Origin of the sequence: Chitinophaga sp. 22308 (assembly GCF_052045305.1) — a bacterium.
Classification (GTDB): domain Bacteria; phylum Bacteroidota; class Bacteroidia; order Chitinophagales; family Chitinophagaceae; genus Chitinophaga; species Chitinophaga varians_A.
Genome location: NZ_JBQEOP010000003.1, coordinates 754,645 through 779,342 on the forward strand (window position 1 = coordinate 754,645; position 24,698 = coordinate 779,342).

The 24,698-nt window shown below is 47.3% G+C and carries 20 protein-coding genes and 1 tRNA gene; 9 read left to right on the forward strand and 12 right to left on the reverse strand.

Annotated features, from left to right (window positions below; translation table 11 throughout):
• Window positions 1-15 precede the first annotated feature (15 nt).
• Both ACTJJS_RS14905 and ACTJJS_RS14910 read right to left on the reverse strand, forming a co-directional pair.
• The gene (locus tag ACTJJS_RS14905; protein WP_168870890.1) at window positions 16-1,107 is read right to left on the reverse strand and encodes a mannose-1-phosphate guanylyltransferase; all 1,092 of its coding nucleotides are present in this window, start codon (window positions 1,105-1,107) and stop codon (window positions 16-18) included.
• Window positions 1,107-2,081, reverse strand: a complete 975-nt coding sequence (locus tag ACTJJS_RS14910) for a KpsF/GutQ family sugar-phosphate isomerase (protein ID WP_343744630.1) — start codon at window positions 2,079-2,081, stop codon at window positions 1,107-1,109. Before ACTJJS_RS14910 ends, ACTJJS_RS14905 begins: the two co-directional genes overlap by 1 nt.
• A gap of 175 nt (window positions 2,082-2,256) precedes the next feature.
• Between ACTJJS_RS14910 and recQ the strand changes: the two genes are divergently transcribed.
• The 3 genes from recQ (at window position 2,257) to ACTJJS_RS14925 (ending at window position 5,425) form a co-directional block, all read left to right on the forward strand.
• Window positions 2,257-4,458 carry a DNA helicase RecQ gene (recQ, locus tag ACTJJS_RS14915; RefSeq protein ID WP_440664284.1) on the forward strand — a complete coding sequence of 734 codons (2,202 nt, stop codon included), beginning with the start codon at window positions 2,257-2,259 and terminating at the stop codon, window positions 4,456-4,458.
• A 44-nt stretch (window positions 4,459-4,502) separates the two neighbouring features.
• The gene (locus ACTJJS_RS14920; protein ID WP_440664285.1) at window positions 4,503-5,267 is read left to right on the forward strand and encodes a DUF3050 domain-containing protein; all 765 of its coding nucleotides are present in this window, start codon (window positions 4,503-4,505) and stop codon (window positions 5,265-5,267) included.
• Between the two features lie 85 nt (window positions 5,268-5,352).
• Window positions 5,353-5,425, forward strand: a tRNA-Phe gene (locus ACTJJS_RS14925).
• 131 nt (window positions 5,426-5,556) lie between these two features.
• On the opposite strand, the gene ACTJJS_RS14930 is transcribed toward ACTJJS_RS14925, so the two are convergent.
• Together ACTJJS_RS14930 and ACTJJS_RS14935 are read right to left on the reverse strand one after the other, a co-directional pair.
• A complete protein-coding gene (locus ACTJJS_RS14930; protein WP_440664286.1) occupies window positions 5,557-6,222 on the reverse strand; it encodes an acyltransferase in 666 nt (221 codons plus the stop codon).
• Between the two features lie 262 nt (window positions 6,223-6,484).
• Window positions 6,485-7,042 (reverse strand): hypothetical protein, encoded by a 558-nt coding sequence (locus ACTJJS_RS14935; protein WP_168870885.1) that lies wholly within the window; start codon window positions 7,040-7,042, stop codon window positions 6,485-6,487.
• Between the two features lie 191 nt (window positions 7,043-7,233).
• Here ACTJJS_RS14935 and ACTJJS_RS14940 point away from each other — a divergent pair, with 191 nt between their 5' ends.
• Window positions 7,234-7,716, forward strand: a complete 483-nt coding sequence (locus ACTJJS_RS14940; RefSeq protein WP_440664287.1) for a DUF4240 domain-containing protein — start codon at window positions 7,234-7,236, stop codon at window positions 7,714-7,716.
• A gap of 3 nt (window positions 7,717-7,719) precedes the next feature.
• Here the strand turns inward: ACTJJS_RS14940 and ACTJJS_RS14945 are convergent, their stop codons facing one another.
• Window positions 7,720-9,186: a hypothetical protein gene (locus tag ACTJJS_RS14945; RefSeq protein ID WP_440664288.1), complete on the reverse strand. Its 1,467-nt coding sequence runs from the start codon at window positions 9,184-9,186 to the stop codon at window positions 7,720-7,722.
• 127 nt (window positions 9,187-9,313) lie between these two features.
• Here ACTJJS_RS14945 and ACTJJS_RS14950 point away from each other — a divergent pair, with 127 nt between their 5' ends.
• From ACTJJS_RS14950 to ACTJJS_RS14960, 3 genes are read left to right on the forward strand one after another with little or no spacing between them, the layout of a single operon-like run.
• Window positions 9,314-9,832: an RNA polymerase sigma factor gene (locus ACTJJS_RS14950; protein ID WP_440664289.1), complete on the forward strand. Its 519-nt coding sequence runs from the start codon at window positions 9,314-9,316 to the stop codon at window positions 9,830-9,832.
• Entirely contained in the window at window positions 9,813-10,070 is a 258-nt protein-coding gene (locus tag ACTJJS_RS14955) for a hypothetical protein (protein ID WP_440664290.1), read from the forward strand. Before ACTJJS_RS14950 ends, ACTJJS_RS14955 begins: the two co-directional genes overlap by 20 nt.
• A gap of 13 nt (window positions 10,071-10,083) precedes the next feature.
• Window positions 10,084-10,764, forward strand: a complete 681-nt coding sequence (locus ACTJJS_RS14960; RefSeq protein WP_440664291.1) for a ClpP family protease — start codon at window positions 10,084-10,086, stop codon at window positions 10,762-10,764.
• On the opposite strand, the gene ACTJJS_RS14965 is transcribed toward ACTJJS_RS14960, so the two are convergent.
• Both ACTJJS_RS14965 and ACTJJS_RS14970 read right to left on the reverse strand, forming a co-directional pair.
• On the reverse strand, window positions 10,733-11,266 hold the full coding sequence (locus ACTJJS_RS14965; protein WP_440664292.1) for a hypothetical protein: 534 nt from the start codon (window positions 11,264-11,266) through the stop codon (window positions 10,733-10,735). The two genes, ACTJJS_RS14960 and ACTJJS_RS14965, sit on opposite strands and share 32 nt — an antisense overlap.
• A 65-nt stretch (window positions 11,267-11,331) precedes the next feature.
• Window positions 11,332-12,132, reverse strand: coding sequence for a lipid II flippase Amj family protein (locus tag ACTJJS_RS14970; protein WP_440664293.1), 801 nt, complete (start codon window positions 12,130-12,132; stop codon window positions 11,332-11,334).
• A 158-nt stretch (window positions 12,133-12,290) separates the two neighbouring features.
• On the opposite strand from ACTJJS_RS14970, the gene ACTJJS_RS14975 reads away from it, so the two are divergent.
• Window positions 12,291-14,435: an alpha-galactosidase gene (locus ACTJJS_RS14975; protein ID WP_440664294.1), complete on the forward strand. Its 2,145-nt coding sequence runs from the start codon at window positions 12,291-12,293 to the stop codon at window positions 14,433-14,435.
• A gap of 33 nt (window positions 14,436-14,468) precedes the next feature.
• Here ACTJJS_RS14975 and ACTJJS_RS14980 read toward each other — a convergent pair whose 3' ends face one another.
• A complete protein-coding gene (locus ACTJJS_RS14980; RefSeq protein ID WP_440664295.1) occupies window positions 14,469-16,484 on the reverse strand; it encodes a hypothetical protein in 2,016 nt (671 codons plus the stop codon).
• A gap of 187 nt (window positions 16,485-16,671) precedes the next feature.
• Here ACTJJS_RS14980 and cls point away from each other — a divergent pair, with 187 nt between their 5' ends.
• Window positions 16,672-18,153, forward strand: a complete 1,482-nt coding sequence (cls, locus tag ACTJJS_RS14985) for a cardiolipin synthase (protein ID WP_440664296.1) — start codon at window positions 16,672-16,674, stop codon at window positions 18,151-18,153.
• A gap of 4 nt (window positions 18,154-18,157) precedes the next feature.
• On the opposite strand, the gene ACTJJS_RS14990 is transcribed toward cls, so the two are convergent.
• The 4 genes from ACTJJS_RS14990 to mnmG all read right to left on the reverse strand — a co-directional run bounded on the left by ACTJJS_RS14990 (window position 18,158) and on the right by mnmG (window position 22,948).
• Complete coding sequence (locus ACTJJS_RS14990; protein WP_440664297.1) at window positions 18,158-18,571, reverse strand: hypothetical protein; 414 nt, start codon at window positions 18,569-18,571, stop codon at window positions 18,158-18,160.
• A 116-nt stretch (window positions 18,572-18,687) separates the two neighbouring features.
• Window positions 18,688-19,944, reverse strand: a complete 1,257-nt coding sequence (locus tag ACTJJS_RS14995) for an outer membrane beta-barrel protein (protein ID WP_440664298.1) — start codon at window positions 19,942-19,944, stop codon at window positions 18,688-18,690.
• The gene (locus ACTJJS_RS15000) at window positions 19,937-20,527 is read right to left on the reverse strand and encodes an RNA polymerase sigma factor (protein WP_440664299.1); all 591 of its coding nucleotides are present in this window, start codon (window positions 20,525-20,527) and stop codon (window positions 19,937-19,939) included. Before ACTJJS_RS15000 ends, ACTJJS_RS14995 begins: the two co-directional genes overlap by 8 nt.
• 552 nt (window positions 20,528-21,079) lie before the next feature.
• Entirely contained in the window at window positions 21,080-22,948 is a 1,869-nt protein-coding gene (gene mnmG / locus ACTJJS_RS15005) for a tRNA uridine-5-carboxymethylaminomethyl(34) synthesis enzyme MnmG (protein ID WP_440664301.1), read from the reverse strand.
• Between the last annotated feature and the right edge of the window lie 1,750 nt (window positions 22,949-24,698).

The window sequence follows — 24,698 nt, forward strand, 5'->3', positions numbered from 1 at the left end:
GTAATTCGTAATTGACTAGAGATATTTTTCGCCTTTGTTGCGCTTGATTTCCGCCACATATTCCTTGATCTGCTGCTCATTGTCTTTCCGGCAAATCAGGAGCACGTCGTTCGTATCAATCACGATAAATTCATCGAGGCCCTGCAGCAGTACCAGTTTCTCATTTGGCACTTTCACCATGCACTTGGTAGCGTCTATTACTACCACGTTTTTTCCCTGTACAGCGTTGCCCAGGTAGTCTTTTTCCAGGTTTTCGTAAGCGGAGGCCCAGGTGCCCAGGTCGCTCCAGCCGAAGTTGGAAGGGATTACATACACGTTATCAGCTTTCTCCATGATACCATAGTCGATGGAGATATTGGTACATTGCGGATATACTTTTTCGATAGCTTCCTTTTCTTCCGGTGTGTTCAGGGCTGATGTGCTTTGTTCAAACAGCTCATCTATTTCGGGGAGGTATTCCCGGAAAGCAGCGAGGATGGTTTTCACATTCCATACGAAAATGCCGGCATTCCAGAGGAAGTCGCCGCTTTGCAGGAAGGTTTTGGCCAGTTCCAGGTTGGGCTTTTCGGTAAATGTTTTGACTTTATAAACGTTGTCAGCCACCTGTTGCGGTTCATACTGGATGTAGCCGTACCCGGTATCAGGGCGGGTGGGTTTGATGCCAAGCGTTAACAGGGCGCTGTGTTTCTGTACAAACAGCAGGGCGTTCAGGCAGGCAGAGGTAAATGCCGGTCCGTCCATGATCAGGTGATCAGCCGGAGCACAGATGATATTGGCCAGCGGGTCCTGTTTATGTATTTTATGGGAGATATAGGCAACGCAGGGGGCCGTGTTTTTGCGGGAAGGTTCGCTGACAATATTTGCTTCCGCCACTTCCGGCAGTTGTTCCGCCACTTTGCCGGTATACTGATGATGCGTCACCACGAAGATGTTTTCCTTTGGAATGAAGGTCGCAAACCGTTCATATGTCCATTGGAGCAATGTTTTTCCCGTGTTCAGGATGTCCAGGAACTGCTTGGGATTATCTGTCCGGCTATGGGGCCAAAAACGGCTGCCAATGCCTCCGGCCATGATGGCCACATAAAAATGGCTGTTCAGTTGTGTCATTATATAATTCCTTCTCTGATTAAATCATGTAAGTGAATCACGCCGCAGTACCGGTCACCGTCCATGGCCAGCAATTGTGTGATATCGTGCTGGCGCATCATCTCCAATGCGTTGATCGCCAATTCGCTTTGCTGGATATTTTTCGGGTTGACCGACATGATATCTTTGGCTGTTACGCCGGCGGTAGCAACATTTTTTTCCAGCATGCGCCGCAGGTCACCATCGGTGATAATTCCCTGAAGAGCACCTTTTTCGTCCAGAACGGCGGTGACACCCAGCATTTTGGAGGATATCTCCACGATTACCTCCCTTAATGTGCTGGTTAACAATACGCTGGGGGCCTGATGTAATTTGCAGAGGTCTGCCACCTTCAGGTATAATTTTTTGCCTAATGCACCACCGGGATGGAACTTGGCAAAATCAGCAGCCGTAAATCCGTGCCATTCGATAAGGCAAACGGCCAGGGCATCCCCCATGGCCAGTTGGGCAGTCGTGCTGGTAGTGGGTGCAAGGTTATTGGGACAGGCTTCCTGGCTCACCGTAGTATTGAGCACATAGTCCGCTTCCTGTGCCAGAAATGAGCTGGTATTCCCCACCATGGCGACTAAAGTGTTGCCAAAATTCTTCACCAGGGGCACCAGCACCTTCACTTCAGCGGAGGTACCGCTTTTGGAGATACACATCACGATATCTTCCGGTGTTATCATGCCCAGGTCACCATGGATGGCGTCTGCCGCGTGCATAAACAGCGCCGGGGTGCCTGTGGAGTTTAAGGTGGCCACTATTTTCTGGGCGATAATGGCGCTTTTACCGATGCCAGTTACCACCAGTCGCCCTTTGCATTGGGCGACCAATTCCACCACTTTCTCAAAATCTGCATCTATAAAGTGCTGCAAATCATTAATAGCCGCTGCTTCCAAAGCAATTGTGCGTTTGGCTACTGTTCCAATGTTAATGGTTCCATTCCTTTTCATGACGAATTACAAATTTATCATTTTTTAGTCAGCAGCAGAGCGATCACGGAATTTATATTGATACTACGCGCTTTTTTAAGTAACTTCGTGTCCCCTAAAAAACATATAGAACTATTTCATCATTTGTTGATTCTTTAGAGTTTGAGTTTACCATTCTTTTTAAATTTTGAATGCAATGGCTGTTGTAAAGGTAAGTTTGATGGATGCATTACGCGAACATTTCGGGTTCGATTCCTTTAAAGGAAATCAGGAAATCATTATAAATAGCATCCTATCTGGAAAAGATACCTTCGTTATCATGCCAACAGGCGGAGGAAAATCCCTGTGTTATCAATTACCGGCGCTCATGAGCCCGGGTTGTGCACTGATCGTATCTCCCCTCATAGCACTGATGAAAAACCAGGTTGACCTGGTCCGGGGTTATAGTAGTAAAGACAATGTGGCACACTTTCTGAACTCCACGCTCTCCAAGGCGCAGATCAAAAAAGTACGCACAGACCTGCAAACCGGTAAAACAAAGCTGCTGTATGTAGCGCCGGAAACACTGACAAAACAGGAAAACCTGGATTTCTTCCGGGAACTGGAAATCTCGTTCATTGCTGTAGATGAGGCACACTGTATCTCCGAATGGGGCCACGACTTCCGTCCGGAGTACCGCCGGCTGAAAGAGATGATCGACCAGATCAACGATAAACTGCCGATCATCGCACTTACCGCCACCGCTACGCCTAAAGTACAAAGCGACATCGTTAAGAACCTGGGATTAAACAATCCCAATATCTATATCTCTTCTTTCAACCGTTCCAACCTGTACTACGAAATCAGGCCAAAACGCAAGAAAGACCTGACTATCAAGGATATCGTCAAATATATCCATCAGCACAAAGGCAAAAGCGGTATTATCTACACGCTCAACCGGAAAACCACCGAGGAGCTGGCCGATATGCTGTCTGCCAACAATATCAAGGCCGTAGCTTATCATGCAGGCCTGGACCCTACCACCCGTGCACAACGTCAGGATATGTTCCTGCACGAAGACGTAGAGGTAATTGTGGCCACCATTGCCTTCGGTATGGGCATCGACAAACCGGACGTGCGGTTCGTGATCCACTACAACATTCCCAAAAGCCTTGAAAACTATTACCAGGAAACCGGCCGTGCCGGTCGTGACGGACTGGAAGGCAACTGTATCTGTTACTATTCCCACAAGGACGTACAGAAATTGGAACACCTGATGCGCGACAAGCCCCTCAGTGAAAGGGAAATGGGCGCTCAGCTGATTAATGAAACCGTAGCTTACGCCGAAAGCGCCGTATGCCGCCGTAAAGTTATCCTGCACTATTTCGGGGAAAAATATGAAACAGAAGATTGTGGCCAGTGCGACAACTGCCGCAATCCGAAAGAAAAAATAGAAGTCAAAAACAGGGTGGTGATCGTTCTCAAAGCCATCAAAGCCCTGGAAGAACGTTTTGGCAGCGAATACGTAGTAAATGTGATCACCGGCAAAACCAGCCCGCAGATATCTACCTATCGCCATGACCAACTGGACATCTTCGGAGAAGGCAAAGAATTTGATGCACACTTCTGGAATTCCCTTATCCGGCAAATGATGCTGGAAGGCCTTATCGAGAAAGACATCGAAGAATACGGCCTGCTGAAGGTAACGGACAAAGGCAAAAAGTTCCTCAAAAAGCCGTACTCCATCATGGTGGCCCTCAATCACCAGTTTGACGAAGACGGCGTGGAAGAGGAAGAAGAAGCCAATGCAGAAGCCAACGCCTCTGCCGACCCGGCGCTGTTTGAAATGCTGAAGGAACTGCGTAAGAAAGTAGCCAAAGAAAAAAACCTGCCTCCTTTCGTGATCTTCCTGGAAACATCCCTCGAAGACATGGCCACCCAATATCCCACTACCGTACAGGAACTGGAAAAAATACAGGGTGTCAGCAAAGGCAAAGCAGTGCGCTACGGTAAACAGTTTATCGACGTTATCGCCAAATACGTGGATGAAAACAACATCACCAAGCCAGATGACTTTGTGATGAAGAGCGTTGTCAACAAAAGCGGTATGAAGGTGTTCATCATTCAGAACATCGACAAAAAAATCCCGTTGGAAACCATCGCCAAAAACAAGGAGCTCACTATCTCCCAGCTGCTGGACGAAATGGAGACCATTGTTGCCAGCGGCACCAAACTCAACCTTGATTATTGCATTGATGAAGAACTGGACGACTACGCTCAGGATGAAATCATGGAATACTTCAAGGGTTGTGAAACATCCAGCCTGGCGCTGGCCCGGGAAGAACTGATCGAAAACGATTACACACTGGAACAACTTAAACTGGTCCGCATCAAGTTCCTGGTGGAATACGGCAACTAGTGAAGACAGCAGTCATGTGATACCAGTGAACAAACAGTCATAGAATGAATATCGAGAAAATACAGGAAACCATTTCCGCCAACAGGGGAAAAGTTATTTCCCATCCCTTATACGCTTCCCTCGAAACCCTCGACGATATCCGCCTTTTCATGGAATACCACGTGTATGCCGTGTGGGATTTTATGTCGTTGCTGAAAGGCCTGCAGCAGCAGCTTACCTGCGTCAACGTGCCCTGGGTGCCCGTAGGTAATGCCGCTACCCGCTACCTTATCAATGAAATCGTTACCGGCGAAGAAAGCGACATTGACATGGACGGTAACCGCTGCAGCCATTTTGAGCTCTATGAAAGAGCTATGGAACAGGCAGGCGCTGACACAAGCAAAATAAAGGCCCTTATTGCCGCAATCACTGCCGGCACGCCCATACACACCATCCTGGCGGCATCTTCGCTTCCTGAGGCTGTAAAAGGGTTTCTTGGCTTCACTTTCGATGTGATCGCTACCGGTAAGGCACATGTAATGGCAGCCGTCTTTACCTTTGGCCGTGAAGACCTCATCCCTGATATGTTTCATGCCCTGGTAAAAGACCTCGACCGTAAATTCCCCGGAAAACTCGGCACCTTCATCTATTACCTCGAAAGACATATCGAAGTAGATGGCGATCATCATAGTCAACTGGCCATGCAGATGGTACAGGAACTTTGTGGCAACGATTCCCAAAAATGGGAAGAAGCCGCTGAATACGCCGCCCAGTCACTGTTCTGGCGTACTCAATTATGGAGCGGCATCGTTCAGCAAAAAGTTTTTTAGAAATTTCTGAAGAAAAATTTTGCAATTATAAATTTTGTCTTACTTTTGCAATCCCCTCACGAGAGGGACACACAAAAAAAGACATGGTGCGGTAGCTCAGTCGGTAGAGCAAAGGACTGAAAATCCTTGTGTCGGCGGTTCGATCCCGCCCCACACCACAGAAACGGAATAATCGGTATTGCACTGGTTGTTCCGTTTTGCTTTTAAAGCCGTGTGTTAACATCTTTGATTTTAACACCAATCAAAAGTTTCTTTCTACAAGGCAAGTACCGGCAGCATGCCACCGGCCTTAGTAATTCCATGTAATATTCCTTTTCACCAGTTTAATGGGATTTCCCACATACACCCCCTTTTCCTCTTCTAACTCACGGGAGAGAACAGAATTAGCTCCTATAACACAATTATCAGGAATATTCGCCCCTTTTAAAATCACGGACCGACACCCGATCCAAACCTTATCTCCAATAACAATAGGCATCGGTGAATTAAGGACTTTTCCTGACTCGTCCTCTATTAAATGGAAATCAGTATCCATCACCAGAATATCCCACGACAACAGGTTATTATTTCCAAACGCAACGTTTGTCGTGACAACAATAGATGTCTCTGCAGAAATTACAAAGTTATCTCCCAGGGAAAGGATACCTCCTTTCCTTACAGAAATCTTTGAGCCATGGCCAATTACGGCTTTTCCCTTAAAAACAACCTCTCCGCTTACTTCCCAGATGCTTCTTGATTTTTTATGATCAAAAATCCCAACTCCCTCATACCCAATTTGCACCATAGCTGTCCTGACAGGACATTCAAACGATGTTTTACCATTAGTAACCTTTAGGTAGACCCTTCGGGAAATTAGAAAGGGAAGTCTGATTGCCTGAGAGAAAGGGAGATATTTGAAATTAAAATAAAGGGTTTTCAGGTTCAGCCGACGAAAAAAAGTAATGTATCTTTTCATTAACGACATTCACGCTAAATTTATTAGTGAGATGATTGCTAAATTCCTACGAGCTGCGCAGAAATACGTGAGCCTTTCGAGATAAAATATGAGAAGCAATATTTTCTAAACCTTATCCTGTAATGCTCTCCTCTCGACATAACAAATACTCACCCTTTGCGGTTCATTTTTAACGCACTATTTTTAAAAATTTCCCTGTTAAAGTTTTAACTCTCTCTCAGTAAGGCGTACTGCGCTCCCGGTCGATATTATACATGATGTTTTACGGCTGCCCCTCCGGCAGCTTTTGCACCACATCAAATGAGTGCAGTATATCATACCCGAAAAATCCTCTGCTGTAATCAATCACCACATATTCAGCCTGTATCACCTGTGGATAACGGGCGAAATCAAATACCAGCTCCTTGTCCACCCCCTGATGATGAATAATCACAGAAGGCTTTTCCATGGCTGTAATACGGCCGGTACTGTCTATCGCCAGATGCTTTCGTTTTACCGGCAGCACCAGTCCCTCATCCACGCTGCTGGCCCCGTAATAGTTGATCAGCAGAAACAGGAACGATACCATGCCGCCATAGGCCAACAGACTGTTGGACAAGGCATAAAAAAAGCCTCTGATGCCATATATCCGGTTATAGTGTTTTCGGACCACCACAAAGGCGATTAGTCCGGTTACCAATACAATCCCTATCGGGACCATCAGGGGTATAAAAGTATGGCGGTAAAGGAGATAGGCAAACACCATCAGTATAATCCCCGTTACTAACAGGAATATATATACGTTTTGGTAGAAGCTCTTGCCGGAAAAACGCTTTGTCATGCGAAATGATATTTCATGATGGATAGGAACCTGTAATTTACAACTCCCGGCGATTAAATGTTGCTCTCACTGCAAACCTGTTACAGTAGCGGTTTTTGGGGCTTTTATTGCGCATATCCAGTACGCAGCCCCCTCCTACCTTTGAATTGTTATCCCAAACGTCATTTTTTAACTCATTTATCTCTTTAGTTATGAATGAAGCCAACTTCTGGCAGCTGATAGAAACTGCCTGGTCCGTTTCTCCTGAACTCAATGCGGCCCGCCGGCTTGCTTTAAGGACCAACGATCCCTTTCTTCTCGAATCCCTTAGCTACGAACTGACCGATGTAATCGGCGAAAACCTTCGCCAGGTATTGCAAACACTGGACAAAGCATCGTTGGCATCGTTCCTGCTCACTATGGAGCAAAAACTTTATCATATTGACAGACAGGAAGTTCAACAATACACCGACGGCTCAGACGACGGTTTTCTCTACTGCCGCTGTTTTATCGTAGGCATGGGTGAAGCCTATTACAACGGCATCGACAGTAATCCTGCACTGGCCACCATGGACGTGGAAGCAGACAGTATCGGCTTTATCGGCTATGAGGTGTATCTCGAAAAGTTCAATGAGTCCTTTCCGCGTAACAGCATCTACTGTATAGAAAGTGGTTCCAACAGAAAAGGCTGGTAGCAGTCATTCCTCATATATGATCCGGATCATGTTGTTCCGCTTCATATCTGTGCTCAGGTCTACCCGGCGGCTCATCTTATCAAACAATATACGCAGCGATGCGGTATTGGGCGGAATTCGCCCCAGATTGTCTGCCATAAACTGCAATCTGTTTTCGCCGGGCTGCAGCGTGATTTTCAGCTCCTGGATCTGTTTCTTTACCGGGAAACCGCTTACGATCCATTTCTCATTGAGACGAAGGGAAATACTGTCGCCGTCCTCTGTCTGGGCGTCCCACAGCTCCAGCGTGATTTCTTGTTGCTTTACCTTGATAGTGGTCACCCATTGGTCTTTCCGGCTGATGACGGTGCGGGTGAGCGCGGCCGTATCTCCGCCTGGCGGCAACGAAGCCACGGGCGGCGCAGGCGGTGTAACCGTTGCCGGCGACGGCTTTTCCGGCACCGGCCGGCGGTATAACTGCGCCACCAGGAAGGTGGCATAAGCATTAGAACGGTCGCTGAAATCAAAGCTGTATTTTTTTCCATCGATGGCCACCCTCATGTCGCCGGTATTGGGCGGCAGGCGGCCGTAGTTGTCCGCAAAGAAAGCCAGCAGGTTCATGCCGGTATCCAGCCGTAACCGTTGCGATTGCGTCTGCTCGTTGATTTCCTGCGACCGGAGCAGCGTACGGCCGTTATGCACCAGCGTTACCGTGTCTTTATCCAACTGGTCCTCATCCACGATCGTCAGTTGCCCGGTACTATCGTCAACGTCTATACGATCATACAGGCCCAGATAGATGGAATCTCTTTCGGGGTATATTATTCTCTGCGCCTCCGCCCCTGTCCATGGCCGATTATCGATCTTTTTCATTTGAATGGGATTGCTGTACAGCATGTCACGCAGGGTGACTTTGGTGCTGACATAAATCTCATCATCATCATAGAGGCCTTTCATGAAAATGCCGAAGTCCTTTATCCACATACGCTGGATGTCCATTACAGGTGGTTCGTTCCCTTTCCGGGAATAGTTGAACGTACCGTTGAGGTACATCATCCAGATGCCCAGTTTGAACGGGGTTTCCCGGATGGGGTATTTACCCCTTCCGATGCCCAGTTGCTGCTCATTTTTCCTGACCAGCAACAGGTAATACGCCCCGTGGAACTCTCCATAGTCAAGCGATAACAATGCAGGGTACAGCATATGCTGCCTTGGCATGCCTATCTGCAATTGCATGGTCACCGCAGGGATATGCGGCCAGGGTTTGTAATCCACTTTCCAGGTGCCGGCCCACTGGTCATTTGATGTTATCACCGGCATACGGTTACGTGTTACCGTAGTGCCGCTACTGTTAGACACGGCCCCAGAGCGCCCAGCGGGGTTGTTCCTGTTGGGGGAAACACGCTGTGTAGAGGTGCCGGTCCGCCGGCCGGTTTGCGCCGAAGCATACTGTACAGTCAGGCAAAAAAGGAATATAACAAGGCTTCTCATGTATGGCTCATTCGTTAACAACAACTTAGTGCAACATACGCGATCTGTTCTTAATCATCGTCGTTTTTTTTTATTTTCCGGGTGATATTTCCGTGGTTTTCGACACTACTCTTTAAACGACGATTGTATGACCTTGCATAACGATCCCATTTTTGAGTCTGTATACCGGGACACCCTTCCGAAAGTGGCGAGGATGGTACACCGTATGGGGGGTGATCTGGACACCGCCAAAGACATATTTCATGATGCGGTGATCATCTACCTGGAGAAAAAACAACAAAACGTTGTCAACATAGGCTCTGATCAGGCTTATATCCTGGGCATTACCCGGATACTGTGCCTGCGCAGGCTGAAAGATGACCGTCAGTACGTGACTATTCATGCGCACGAAGACGACTACGGCATTCCATCCGACTTTTATGATCCGCCGCCTGTCGCCCAACCGGTCATCAGTTTCCTCAAAAATGCCGGCAAAAGATGCCTGCAGCTGTTACAGGCATTTTATTACGACAAACTGCCCATGGCGGAGATAGCCCGTCACCTGCAGTACAAAACACAGCACGTGGCCACGGTCCAGAAATACAAATGCCTCGAAAAAATCAGAGAACAGGTAAAACAAACACAACATGAGGAAGCAGCTTTGTGAAATCAGGGACATCGAACAATATCTTGAACAACAGCAGGATACCGCTGATCAACGTGTGTTCGAAGCCAGGATGCTTACCTCTCCCGACCTGGCAGAAAAAATGAGCTATCAGCAGAAAATAGTACAGCTCGTCCGCTGGCTCTCCCGCCGGAATAAGCGGCAGCAGCTGGATACACTGTATCATCAACTCATGACGGATGAAACTTACCGTCAGAAAATTACTTCCATCTTCCGATAAAATCACCTTACATATGGCTTTTCTGATTCCTACCGTCATTGACGGCGATGGCCGCAACGCCTTTGACATATACAGCCTGCTGCTCAAAGAGCGCATCATTTTCCTGGGCACCTCCATAGACGACCAGGTGGCCAACCTCATTGTGGCGCAACTGCTTTACCTGGACAGCATGGGGCACCAGCCCATCAGCATGTACATCAACAGTCCCGGTGGCGTTGTTTATTCCGGCCTGGCCATTTACGATACCATGAAAATGCTGAAATCGCCCGTGTCCACCATGTCAATGGGCTTCACCGGCAGCATGGCTACCGTCATCCTCACTGCCGGCGCCAAAGGGCAACGGTATGCCCTTCCACACGCCACTGTGCATATGCATCCTACCGGCGGTGGTGCCAAAGGCTATACAGAAGATGTACGCATAGCGTACCGGGAACAGGAACGCCTGCAAAGCCAGATCTTCTACCTCATCGCACAACATGCCGGCAGGCGCACGGAAGAGATAGAAGCCGCCTTTGAAAACGACCACTTCATGAACGCCGTGGAAGCGCAGTCGTTCGGCCTTATAGACCAGGTGCTGGGCAGCACGGAAGACCTGATTGCACTGGAACATTCACCGTTCCGGGTGGCCCTCATGCAACAGCAGCTCAACGCCGGAAAAGCACTCACCGGTGGCCCCCGGCCAGCACTTCCCTGATCACCGTCACCACCTCCTCCGTTCGCTGCGAAAAGCGCAACGGAGAGCGGGTCACCAGCCGGTCGAAATAATGAATGCGCCCATGCCTGATCTTTGCCCGTAAACGTTCCACCTCTTCTTCCGGCACCATGCGCTTATCTTCCCAGCTCCCGGCCAGCACCAGGTAGTGTACCAGAAAACCGGAAGCTTCCAGGTACTGCACCACACTCCTGGCATCATGCCTGCCTCCTTCCGGAATGAGACTCAGCATCAGCATAAAAGCCGCGGAAGAAAAAGCATGCCGTCGCATGATCTGACTGATATGCGTACAGAAAACATCCGGCAAATAATCGTGATTACTTTTGTTGATCACCACAAACTTTGTACGCGGAAACACCGCCGGCGTAAAAGGGTCTTTTAGCGGAAAAAAATTCTTACGGGCAAAGATCTCCTGTATCACCTTGCGCTTTCCCGAGTTAGGATAACCAACAATAACAAATAGCGGTTGAGGGTTAAAAAACATGTTTCAAAAGAAAGCGTTTTTTCTCATTGAAATGTTAATCAGTTCTAAACGCTCAAAGAAAAATTTTACACCTGTCCGGCCAGCCACGCAATGAAGGACGCGCCAGGCAATAGTAACAGCTGCGCCAGCAAAGTGCCGGCCACACGGGCAATGACCATATACGTGATATACTGCCGGAAGTAGCTCACACTGACCTTCCCCAACACCACATCATCGGTCAGCACCGAAGAATGCGGATCTATAAAAAGCACCATCAATAAAGTAGCTACCCCGTTGATAACGCCCGATAAATTACTGGCGGTGGTCCTGTAGGCCGGATTAATATAAGCAGCATATACACAACAAAGCACACTGATCGTCATGATTGCAGTAGCGACCAGGTTAGCCAAAAATATTCTTTTAGGAAACCCTTTCGTGGGGTCTAATCCGGTAATGCTTTCTTTGGAGGGCATCTTCAGGTTTTCTTTGATAAACTGTCTACCTGAACCGGAAAAGCCAAGGTATAGCAACCGCGGCACAGAACGATGCTCACTAAAATGCTCGACCGCTTTCGATAATACCCGCTGAAAAGACGGGATCAACACCGCGCCAATAACAGAACCAATAGTACACGATAATATAATCAACCGGAAAATACCTTCGTTGCCGGCAGCCTCCTGTTTTAACTGGTCCTCCACCGTCTTAGCCAGCAATGGCGCCTGAAAAGTATTGGCCGTACGGGACACCAGCACCAGAATGTTAAAAAGGGAAAAAGTAATGGCTATCCTCCCGGTCCTAACCCCTACAATCCTCACAGCCAAAGACAGGGTAACGATCAGGTTGATAACGGCTGTCAGTACCAGCACAATGATAATCTGCGGCGTCATAGGCATTCTTTTGAAATCTGTTCCCCAAGCTACGGATTATTCTCTTTGACCCAAACGCCCCTGGTGCATAAAACAATAGCTTTCCGGTAAATTACCATTAGCTTCTTTCCTCAATATTTGTATTTTGTACACTTATTCTCCGCGTTAAACAACAAAACATGAAAAGATTGCTCTGTATAAGCCTCTTGCTGCTTTCCCAGTACACATGGGCACAACGTCAGCAAATCCGGCTTTCTACCCGGAACATCAGCCTGGTTTACAACATCAATGCCCAGGGGCGACTGGTACAGCAGTATTTTGGACGGGCCTTACAACCTGCCAATGCCGACACCGCCGCCAAAAGCGGACAGGAAGCCTATGTCACCGCCGGCATGGAAAGCCTCCTGGACCCCGCTGTACGGATCGTACACAACGATGGTAACCCTTCGCTGGAACTGAAATATGTTTCCTCCCGGTCAGACAAAAAAGACGATAACGTATCCTCAACAGCAATTACGCTCCAGGACCCCGTATACCCGGTAAGCGTTATCCTGCATTTCGAAACTTATTTTCAGGAAGACATTATCAAAGCCTGGACGGAAATCAAACACACCGAAAAACAACCGGTGCAACTGACAGCTTACGCTTCCTCCATGCTGCATTTTAATGCTGCACGTTACTGGCTGACCCAGTTCCATGGCGATTGGGCCAAAGAAGCCACTATGGTCGAAGAAAAACTGACGAAAGGCAGCAAAATACTGGACAGCAAGCTGGGCGTACGCGCCAACATGTACCAGTCGCCCATGTTCCTGGTCTCCCTCAACGGAGCTCCCGATGAAAATACTGGTGAGGTGCTCGCAGGCACCCTGGCCTGGACGGGCAATTTCCGCTTCGGCTTTGAAGTGGACGAAAAAAATGCGCTGCATGTGAGCGCAGGTATCAATCCTTACGCCAGCGAATACACGCTGCAGCCCAATGAAGTATTTACCACCCCTGCTTTCCTCTTCACCTGGTCGGACCATGGCAAAGGCCAAACCAGCCGTAACTTCCAGCATTGGGCAGTGAACTACGGCATCCTCGACGGACACACGCCCCGTTTGACGTTACTGAACAACTGGGAAGCTACCGGCATGCATTTCGACGAATCAAAACTCACCAGCCTGTTTGGCGGCGCTGCCAAACTCGGCGTAGATCTTTTTCTGCTGGATGACGGATGGTTTGCCAATAAGTACCCCCGCGATGCGGACAACGCCGGTTTGGGTGACTGGGACACCAACAAAGACAAACTGCCACACGGTCTCGGCTATCTCGTGAAAGAAGCTGCCAAACAAGACGTCAAATTTGGTATCTGGCTGGAACCTGAAATGGTGAACCCTAAAAGTGAATTGTATACCAAACATCCCGACTGGATAATGCGTCTTCCCAACCGCGCAGAAAACTACTACCGCAATCAAATGGTGTTAGACCTGATCAATCCCGCTGTTCAGGACTTCGTTTTTGATATTGTGGATAAGACGATGACCGACAATCCGGGCATTGCCTATATCAAATGGGACTGTAACCGGATGCTCACCAACACCTACTCTCCTTATCTGAAAGGCAAACAATCACATCTATTTATTGATTATACCCGTAGCCTTTATAAAGTACTGGAAAGAGTGCGCGCTAAATATCCGCATCTGCCTATTATGCTGTGCTCCGGTGGCGGTGGCCGTACAGACTATGGCGCCATGAAATACTTCACTGAATTCTGGCCCAGCGATAATACTGATCCGCTCGACAGGATTTATATTCAATATGGCTACTCCCATTTCTTCCCTTCCAATACCATGGCTGCTCACATTACCAATATGGGAAAACAATCATTGAAGTTCCGTACAGATGTGGCTATGATGGGCAAGCTGGGATATGATATTAAAGTAGACGATTTTACACCGCAGGAATTACAGTTCAGCCACGATGCCGTTGCTACGTATAACCGTTTACGTGATATCGTTTGGTATGGTGACCTTTACCGGCTTGTTTCGCCTTATAACCAGCCTCGCGCGGTGTTTCAATATACCACTGCCGACAAACAAAAAGCTGTGGTGTTTCATTACCTTATGAATACCCGGCGGGTAGATGTTTTCCCGCTGGTGAAGTTACAGGGACTGGACCCGAAAAAGAACTACCGGGTGAGTGAAGTCAATCTGTTTCCCGGAACAAAATCAGCTTTCAGCAACCAGGTATACAACGGAGATTTTCTGATGAACGTAGGGATTACGCTAACTCCCGGAAAAATAAAATCACTCTCCAGCAACGTACTGGAAGTAGTAGCAGAATAACAGCAAAACGGCCGGAAAATTTCCGGCCGTTTTTTATTTAAGTATTATCGGTAAGGTTGATCCTTCTTTTATCGTATAGTCTATACCGTTAGCTTTCACCAACAGTCTTCCCTTATCTTTTCTTTTTACTTCTAGATCGAACACTTTACCAAAGGCATGTATGTTCCGTAAAGCCATATGGTCCCAGCCTTCCGGCAGACGCGGCGTACAGTCGAAACTATTGAAACCTGTTGGCCTCATACCAAACATTCCTTCTGTAAAAATGCGGCAATACAGACCGCTTTCGGCAGACAGGTGCCGCTGATTTCCCTCCGGATAAGCCTCCACGGGATAAGGCACATGTTCACCCAGCAAACGGCGGCGGGAGTAATATTCCAGTTTGTCCATCGCTTTGGCTGTTTCACCGGCAGCAAATACGCCGCGCAATGCATACAGCGTGGAGCGGTCCCAGAAAGTACGGTCGCCCGATTGGGACGCCAGTCCATCTTCCGTCCACAGCCTGGGGGAAAACAGGGCCGCAATGGTCCCTTCTTTCCTGTCGAACAGGCCCGTCGTCAGCGGCGTGGCGATCCATGCCCTCAGTACTTTATTTTCCTCATAGTAACGGTAGGTATCAAAACCTTCTACTGTGGCGCCAAAGAACCGGTCAATATTTTTCCTGAGCGCGTCCGCCCTTTGCGCATAGTCACGGGCCGGAACATGTAATTGTTTCGCCAGCAATACCGCCGAACGCAGTGCATCGTAATACAACGCGCTGGTATTAAGATTTGCTTTCCCGGCAGGGAAACGACCCTCCAGCTCATCGCTGTCGGAATGTACTACCCCGTTTTCATTGACTTGCCGGCGCAGGTATTCCAGGCTCCATTCTATAAGGGGCCACAACACCCGGGCAGAATCGGCATTACCGGCGGCAAGAGCGTAACGGCTAGCGCCATAGGCGATCATCGCCATATCACCCCGGTCTTTGGCCCCATGCCAGATACCGTCGCCTTCCGCCACAATGGAGCTGGGAATGGGCTTATAATCCTCATTCATATACTTCGCAAACCAGCGATAGGCATTCATAGCGGAATTAAGTGCTATACTGTCGCCCAGGAAGCCGAAGAAAGGGTTTACATATTCCGCCTGGTCATTGGCCCATATAGCGGCATAATAGCGCAATCCGCCCGGCCCGTGGAGATAGCCTCCTTTGGTGAGATAAATACTCTCTGTTGCCCTGATTTTCGCAAAAGCAAAAGCCGTGTTTAGCAGGGTGTCCGGTGTTTCAAGCCGTAACAGCGACAAAATACCAGACACGCGGGCATTACGGCCTGCCAGCTCCGCGTCAGCGTTGATCTGTGGCTGAGCTTCGTTACCACGGCTGGCGCTGTACCCGATCACAAAACGAACGGAATCGCCGGCACCTACCTCCTGCCTTCCCGCCCCGGCTGTTCGTACTGCAAAATGAAGCGGTCCGTTAGTTGTACGGCTTTCAGCAGGGCTCCGTTCCAGCTGCATAGACTCCATCTCAATAAATACCGGCTGCTGCCCGTGATTGATGAATACCAACTGCTCCAGCGCCAGCGGCAGGATGTCTGACGGGAAAAAGGTCCGCTTGAGTTCTACCTGTCCATCATTTCCCAGTACACTGTTGATGGTGGTAACACCCATATGACGAATGCTGCGTACCTTCTCCGGCAACGCTTTCACCGGACCACCGTTGTAAACGTCCTGTTTCCACAACTTGTTATTGATAAAAAAGCGGGGCAGCATATCGTCTTTGATACTATACATCATTGCTGTCTCCGTCTTGTTGGGCGACAGGCGATATGTGGGAAATACGATAGTGCGGGTAATAGTACTGGCGCCGCTGCTGTCTACTCCGTATTGCAGCCAGAGCGCCACTTTTTTACCGGCCATTTCGATATGGTCCGCATGAGGAAGATTCCCGGAAATGTTCCAGATAATGCTGCCGTCCGGCGCTATCTGCCAGCGGTCTGACGTTTGGGCATAACCGCCGTACGGGCACAATAGTGCCACGGCCAGCAGCCCTTTGAGTATCGTTTTCATGATGTCGTGGATATCTGAAAAACAAATTAAGTAACCGGCGGGGTAATTCATAGCGGAGCATCCATTCCGGACAGTATTCGGTCAACATCGGATAAAATAATATAAATAGCGGTTTTGTATCTTCATGCTATAAACCTGTTTAACTTTTTAACAGGCATGGCGTTTAATATTTAAACCTTTCAAGAGATTGCATTCGCTCATTAGCTATCTTACCGGATCTGACTGGCACCTGTATGTTAAAATAAGCAGCACAGTGCTGGTAATATTGTCGTTTATCGGTGTGGTATTTACCATCCTGTTGGAAAACAGGAACCCAGTGAAAGCAATGGCTTATATCCTGCTGCTGGTATTTATTCCCCTCGTTGGCCTCATCGTTTATTACTACCTCGGGCGGGACCTGCGCAAAAAAAGGCGGTTTACGCTGAAAGGCAGCAAGGACGAAGTGTTGTTTGCCAAATACTGGCAATCACAACGATCGGAAATAGAGCATATGCAGCTGGAATTGCGGCATGCTGTGGGCACCAAACAGGAACTGTCGGCCATGTTGCTGAATACACGTCAATCTATTCTCACCAAAAACAACCGGGTAAAACTGCTGATCAACGGAGAAGAAAAATTCCCGGAAGTAATGGCGGCGCTACGGGCAGCAAAACACCATATCCACATTGAATACTACATGGTGGCCGCAGACGATGTGGGCAACGAAGTAACACAGATCCTGGTGGAAAAGCTCAACCAGGGTGTACAGGTGCGTTTCGTTTATGATGACATGGGCAGCGACAGGATCAAAAATATTCCTACCAAACTCAAAGACAACGGCGCCAGCGTATACGCCTTCTCACCCGTGCTGGTAGGCCTGTATAGAAACGCCAACTACCGCAATCACCGGAAAATCATTGTGATAGATGGTACTGTAGGATTTGTGGGAGGTATCAACTTAGACGATCGTTATATCAACAACGGTAAACATGATCTCTTTTGGCGCGATACCCACCTTAAAATTGAAGGCGATGCCGTAAACCTGCTACAGCTGCAGTTTCTGATGAGTTACCGCTATTGCAGCAAAGAAGTATTTCCTTTTGAGGCGCCTTTCTTTGGACGCTCCTCCACGCTTACCGGTACCTGCTTTACCGATATCGTGGCCAGCGGGCCCGATTCTGACTGGCCTATGACCATGAGCTCTATCCTGATGGCTATTAATGTCGCCAAACGACGGATCAGGATCACCAATCCATATTTTGTACCCACTGAAGAACTGCTGACAGCCTTGCAGATAGCCGCTTTGGCAGGGAAAGACGTACAGCTGATGCTGCCTCTGAAAGGGGATTCGTTTATTGTGCAGCACGCGGCGTTATCATATATGAAGCCCCTGCTGGCTGCAGGTGTGAAGGTATTTTTTTACACACGGGGCTTTATTCACGCCAAAACCATGGTAATCGACGACAACCTGGCCTGGGTGAGCTCTGTCAACTTTGACAATCGTAGTTTCTTTCTGAATTGCGAAATCGGTGTATTGGTGTATGACAAAGAAGTGGCCGGCAAACTGGACCGCGCCTTTGACGAGGATCTGCTGTATGCCTTGCCTGTACAGGAAACCCGCTGGAATAAAAGAAATATATTCAAGCGGTTTATGGATTCGGTATGCAGGTTGCTGACGCCTTTACTCTAGCTGCTTAGTATTTATCGTCCTCATCCTCTTCTTCGAGGAATTCACCATTGTCTTCTTCCAGGTCACGATGCCGGTCTCCACCGAGGCTGTACAGGTTGTTTTCTTCATCCTCTTCACCAATGGCTTCTTCATCGTCATCCAGTTCGGACCCTGGCACATCAAGATCGTCGCCGGTTTTGTCCTTGCGCCACGTTTCCTCCTGTTCATCGCTGCGTTTCGGGCTTTTTTGCTTTTCTTCAGGCAGCTCACTGTTATGCCGGAACGAACGTGTCAGATCATCTATGTTCAGGTCCACCTCATTGTCCCGGTTTTCCCTGTTCATAATATCTTCACTGGCAGGATATTGCGGATATCCTGGAAATTCCTGGTCTTCCTCTCCTGCTTTTTTCTTCTTTTTGTCGTCATGTTTGTTTGCCATAAAGAGATTTTTTGGTACGATGACACGCAGAAAATGACGTGCCATCTGCTATACAACAAATGGAAGAAACTGATTGTTTTGAGCTGCTATTACGGACAGGAGCGGATTTTCCGATATCAGGGCTTTTTACCGGTGAAGGTCAGATGAATGGTCATTCCGGCGGAATATAATTTCACCTGTCCATATCCCACCCCATTCAGCGGAATTTTGACATAGGGCTGTACCCCCAGCAGCAGGCCACGGCTGACGGGGCGTTGGTAAAGGATACCGGCATTTATAATGGAGAGGTAATGCTGGTTTTCGTTCTTTATGGTTGTTTCCTTAGATGGTCCGTACTCATACAGGTACTCGTATTTTTCCCTGAGCATAAAATAGTTGGAAAAACCGAGTGTAGCACTGACTTTGTTTCTTTTTACCGACAGGAAAGTGTAATTCATATTGATCGGTATGTCCAACACGTCACAGTCGGCATTTATCTTTTCCAGTGTGCCCCAGGGGGTATTTACATTTCCTGAGCGATAGTCGTTCGGCGTGGCGCCGTATATTTTTTTGCTGTATACCGCTCCTGTGTTAACAAAGAGATTTTTGTTGAAATAATAATGTACCAGTACGCCCGCATTGAAACCGACATTGCCGTATTTAAAAGATGGTGCCACGGTCAGATCGGGACCGAGGACAAGACCGATGTACCAGTTTTTGGTCTTTCTTTTTACTAACGTCTTTGTACTGTCTTTGTAAGCCACTGACACGGTTTTATAATCATCTTTACCGTCAGTGGAATCTATTTTCGTATAGTAATTACCGTTATCAACATTAATTTTCGTATATCCGTTATAGTTACTATCTTTTTTTTCGCCTTCCAGCTCTGATGGCGCTATCGTCAGGGATGTTGGGGAAATGTTTGTATCCTGTGACGGAGGAAGCGAGTGATATTCCCTGAAAGTTGCTGTGGTATTTGTTTTAGTAACACCGGTCGTTTCCGGCATTCCTTTTTTCTGTTGATTGAAAGGGAACTGTGTTATCGCTGGCGCTGGCAGTTGATTTACAGGTGAATGATTATTATCTTCTTTCTTTTCCGGGAGATGACCGGCATTTTTTTCAGACAGTTTTTTTCCGGGAATATTTTTTTCCGGTTGATGATCTGCCTGGGCGATGGGTTGCGTTTGCCCGGGCCTGTCTGTATCCTGCATAAACCACCATACGCCCAATACCAGCAACAACGCAGCAGCAGCGGCCCACCACCAGATAAACACAGGCTTGCGGCCCCTGTCTCCATCCAGCAGCGATTCCATTTTTTCCCAAGCTTGTGGGTCAAACGGATGGTCAGCTTCATTCAGCTTGTTACGGATACTATTTTCAAAATCGTCACTCATTTTTATGCACAGCAAAGTTAACGGTGGTATTGACAGTTGTGCCTTTACCAGCGGCGGTAATAATTTTTTCCTGTAGTATTTTTTTTGCTTTAAAAAGATTGGATTTAGAAGTGCCTTGGGAAATCCCCAATAGCAAAGCAATTTCATGATGCTGATAACCTTCCATAACATAGAGATTAAATACGGTCCGATAGGCGGGCGACAGGGATTGCACATGCATCAGCAGCTCATCATAAGACAGTTTTTCCACTATGTTATCCTCTTTTCCCAACTCATGGTAATGTTCTGCCTGGTCGGTAAACACCAGCTTTTTTTTGCTGCGTAGAAAATCGATAGCGGTGTTAACCATAATTTTACTCAGCCACGCTTTAAAGGGACGGCTGCTGTCAAAGGTGGAAATACGCTGAAAAATTTTGAGAAAACCATCATTCATAATTTCAATCGCTTCTTCCCGGTTGGGAGCATAACGCATACAAATACTCAAAGCGTACCCAAAAAATTTACGGTACAGCAATTCCTGGCTGCCGCGATTTTTATCACAGCAGCCTGATATGATTGTATGAATTTGGTTCAGGTCTTCCACAAATGATCGTTACCTGTTCTTTAGCTAAAAAAACCACACGTTGGTCGTTCCATCATTTTTTTAAGAGAGTGCTCACAAAAAATTACCGGTTGACGTTCTATGCATACGAAGCCGACAGAAAAATGGTTGCCTTAAGCCTAAAAAAACCGGACCTTGTTTTTTTACCCATTTTTAAGCCCATTTTCAGCCCGTCTTCTTTTTTGAATACTTCCTATCAATCCCTAAGCGTTTTGCGAAATTTACCCCGTTTCTGAAGGTCGATTTTTCAGGTTTTCGCTCTAAAATTTCATTTTTAACTAAAAACAGCCCAAAAATGATCCTGGGACATTAGAAGCGTTTTTGAAATTTACTGTCTTTGACAAAAGATATTTTTTGCACAAATTATTTTTTTGCGGTTTTTCCAGTCTGAAGTTTTTTCAATAAAGTCAAAGTTCAATTTTCCGCTTTTCCTTGTTTCAATCTTTCACGAAGAAAAATAGTCATTCTTTTGAAAAAAGAAAGGGAGTATCAGTTGGATACTCCCTTTGATATTTTAATAAATCCCTATGGTGATTATCTTCCCATATAAACCATCAGGATCTGTACATCGCTTGGATTAACGCCGCTAATCCTGCTGGCTTGTCCCAATGTATGTGGACGGATTTTAGTGAATTTCTGTTTTGCTTCCGTGGAGAGAGATACCAGTTTACTGTAATCAAAATTCTCCGGGATGATCAGATCTTCGAGCTGGCTCATTTTTTTCACCAGTTCATTTTCCTTTTCAATGTATACATCGTATTTGATCTGGATTTCTGCCTGTTCCAGTACTTCTCTTCCAAAGCCAGCCAGTGCCTGTTCAATTTTTGGAACGGATGTTTTCATGGAGAAAATATCCAGGTTCGGACGGAGCAATATCTGGTGTGCCCGTTGTTTTTGTGTGAGGGCGGCAGATGATTTTGATTCCAGCAAAGCGCCGATTTCTTCCGGTTCGATAGAAAGTTCTTTCAGAATGTTTTTAACCTGTTCCACCTGCTCCTTTTTCTGTTGCACTTTAGCCATCCTGTCTTCCTTCGCGAGGCCCAGTTTAAAGCTTCTTTCTGTCAGCCGCAGGTCGGCATTGTCCTGGCGGAGCAGGGTCCGGAACTCGGCCCGGGAGGTAAACATACGGTAAGGTTCTTCCGTTCCTTTGTTGATCAGATCGTCAATCAGTACCCCTATATAAGCTTCACTTCTTTTCAGGATAAAAGGATCTTGTTCAGTGGCTTTCAGGTGCGCGTTGATGCCGGCCATCAGTCCCTGGCAGGCCGCTTCCTCGTATCCGGTAGTGCCATTGATCTGACCTGCGAAGAAAAGATTCTGCACCTGTTTGGTTTCCAGAGAAAACTGTAGTTGTGTAGGCGGGAAGAAGTCATATTCAATGGCGTATCCCGGGCGGAACATACGGCAATTTTCAAAGCCGGGCACAAGGCGAAGCGCCTTCATTTGCACATCTTCTGGCAGGGAGGTAGAGAAACCGTTCACATATATTTCCACGGTGTCCCAGCCTTCCGGTTCAACGAACAGCTGGTGTCTTTCCCTTTCCGCGAAGCGGTTGATTTTATCTTCGATGCTCGGGCAATAGCGGGGACCGGTACCCTGGATACGTCCCTGGAACATAGGGGACCTGTCGAATCCGGTGCGCAGCATTTCATGTACCGCATCGCTGGTATAAGTAATCCAGCAACTTCTTTGTTTTGCCGGTTGTATTTTTTCTATATCCAGATAAGAGAAGCCAACGATTTCTTCATCGCCCAGTTGTTCTTCCATTTTGGAATAATCCAGGCTTCTGCCATCGATACGTGGAGGAGTGCCCGTTTTCAACCGATCACTTTCAAAGCCGAGTGATACAAGCTGTTCGGTAATACCGGTCGCTGCTTTTTCGGCAACGCGGCCACCGCCAAACTGCTTATCTCCGATATGGATAACGCCATTAAGGAAAGTACCGTTTGTGAGCACCACCGCCTTGGCTTTGATCTCATGCCCCAGTCCGGTTACCACACCATAGCAGCGACCATCTTTCACGAGCAGGCCTTTTACCATGTCCTGGTAGAAGTCCACATTCGGTGTTTTTTCCAGTGCTTCACGCCATTTTGCAGCAAAAAGCATGCGGTCGCTCTGTGCCCGGGGGCTCCACATGGCCGGTCCTTTAGAGCGGTTCAGCATTCTGAACTGGATCATGGACTGGTCTGTTACAATCCCGGAGTATCCTCCGAGTGCATCTATCTCTCTTACAATCTGTCCTTTGGCAATTCCCCCCATAGCAGGGTTGCAACTCATCTGTGCGATGGTTTGCATGTTCATGGTCACCAGTAAAACTTTGGAGCCCATATTGGCAGCAGCAGCGGCAGCTTCACACCCCGCATGACCAGCGCCTACCACAATGATATCGTATGATGGAAACATAATAAATTTAAGAAAGTGCAAAATTACGGAGAAGAAGGCACATTGCAGAGATAAACTCGAATGTTCCACGTGGAACATTCGAGTGATTACGCTTCACTGACAAACCTCCGGGCACATCCTTTTTTAGGAACTTGTGAGTATAGTTCTCTGGTATCCTGGTATTGAAAGGCATTACTGCCCGAGGCGTTTTAGTTGGAATTCCCCTCTTTATTCAACTGATAGAAGAACTGATCAACTTAATAAAAACACGATACCTGGTAGTTGAGGCCGGAAAAACAATCCGTGAAAAGACAACATTCTGAGACGGTGCTGAAAGCATTGGAAAAGACCAGATTCCTTCAGAACCGTTTTATGGACCTTATGGAAAATTGAATGTACTCCATAAGTACCCGGTTCAAAATAGAACGGGGCAACAAGAAGCTGTGTCTCCAATGTTGCTGAAATTTGGGGATAAAGGAGTGAATGAAAATAACCTAAAGTTCCCTGGCAGAAATAAACATACCATGAATTTTTCTCCCAAAAAGGTTTCAGTAATCCCTGGTGCTCGATGATGGAAATCTGGTATCCGACGGTGGAAATATGGAAAAGTACTCACAAGTAGTTCATGATACCCGGGTAGACAAACCAGAGACGTTTTGAATACGGGCCCCTTTGTTCGTATTCCCCCTTTTCTTTGCAGAAGTCTTTACAAGTACATTATCAAACCAGGAACAGTACGTAGTAACCCGGAAACACCGAGAAGCAGGAAATACAAAGGCCGGCACACTGAACGTCGTGAATCACAATGGTTATTTCTTCCTTAGGCAAGGACACGTGGATTTATTCAAACTAACCGATGGAACAAGCTATCAGAGAACAACTCGGGCCAGGCATAGATAAAAATACAAACCCCTACCCCCGGGAGGAACGAAGAAACATAACCTATCTGTATTTCCGGAGATTGGATCCCCCGCTTCTGAAAAGCCTGCTAAGGAAACCTATTTGAGAGTAAAACCACTAAGTGAATGGCGCCGGATCTGAAAACCTCTAAAAGGGAAAAACAGTCGCCTGCATACTCAAAGCTGAAGACGCGAAACTAAAAAGCTCTAAAAGAAAAAATTGTTCGATAGCAATCCCAACATGGACGATGCCTGATCTGAAAACCTGCAAAAAGGGAAAAGCACCTATCTGCATACTCAGTCCTGAAAATGCTTAAATTAAAAACCTCTAAAATAAAAACCTGTTCGTCAGCAATCCCAAAACGGAAGAAACAGAACTGAAAACATGCGAAACAGAAAAAACACCTGCATGCATACTTAAAACTGAAGTCCCGAAACGGACCTCATCCCCTCCGGAAATACCGATTCAAAAAATACCCGCTATCCGTCAAAGTAACATGTTATTAGAGACTCCTCTCTCCAGGGAGAAAGGGCGATGCTAAAAACAGGAGGCGCGGGTTGTCGAAAACACATTCTTGTTAACGTCTCTGTGAATCCTGAATGAATTCAATTTTAGCTCGCAGGAAACAATCTTTCAAAAACATTTTAAACAGGCAACTCTCCGACCGGAACTATCAAAGGCATTTCTATTAAAAAAGCTCCGATTATTCTTAAAACAAGATACTGCATACTACCCTTCCCACTCCCATCGTCTACTAATTCCTGTAAAAAGGCAAAACCGTGTATGATCAAAGTGTGTTCATAGAATTGTGCTTCTTCAGAGACGAGCAGGCAAAAGTGACCTATACCAGGTTACCTCTCTTTTACGGAAA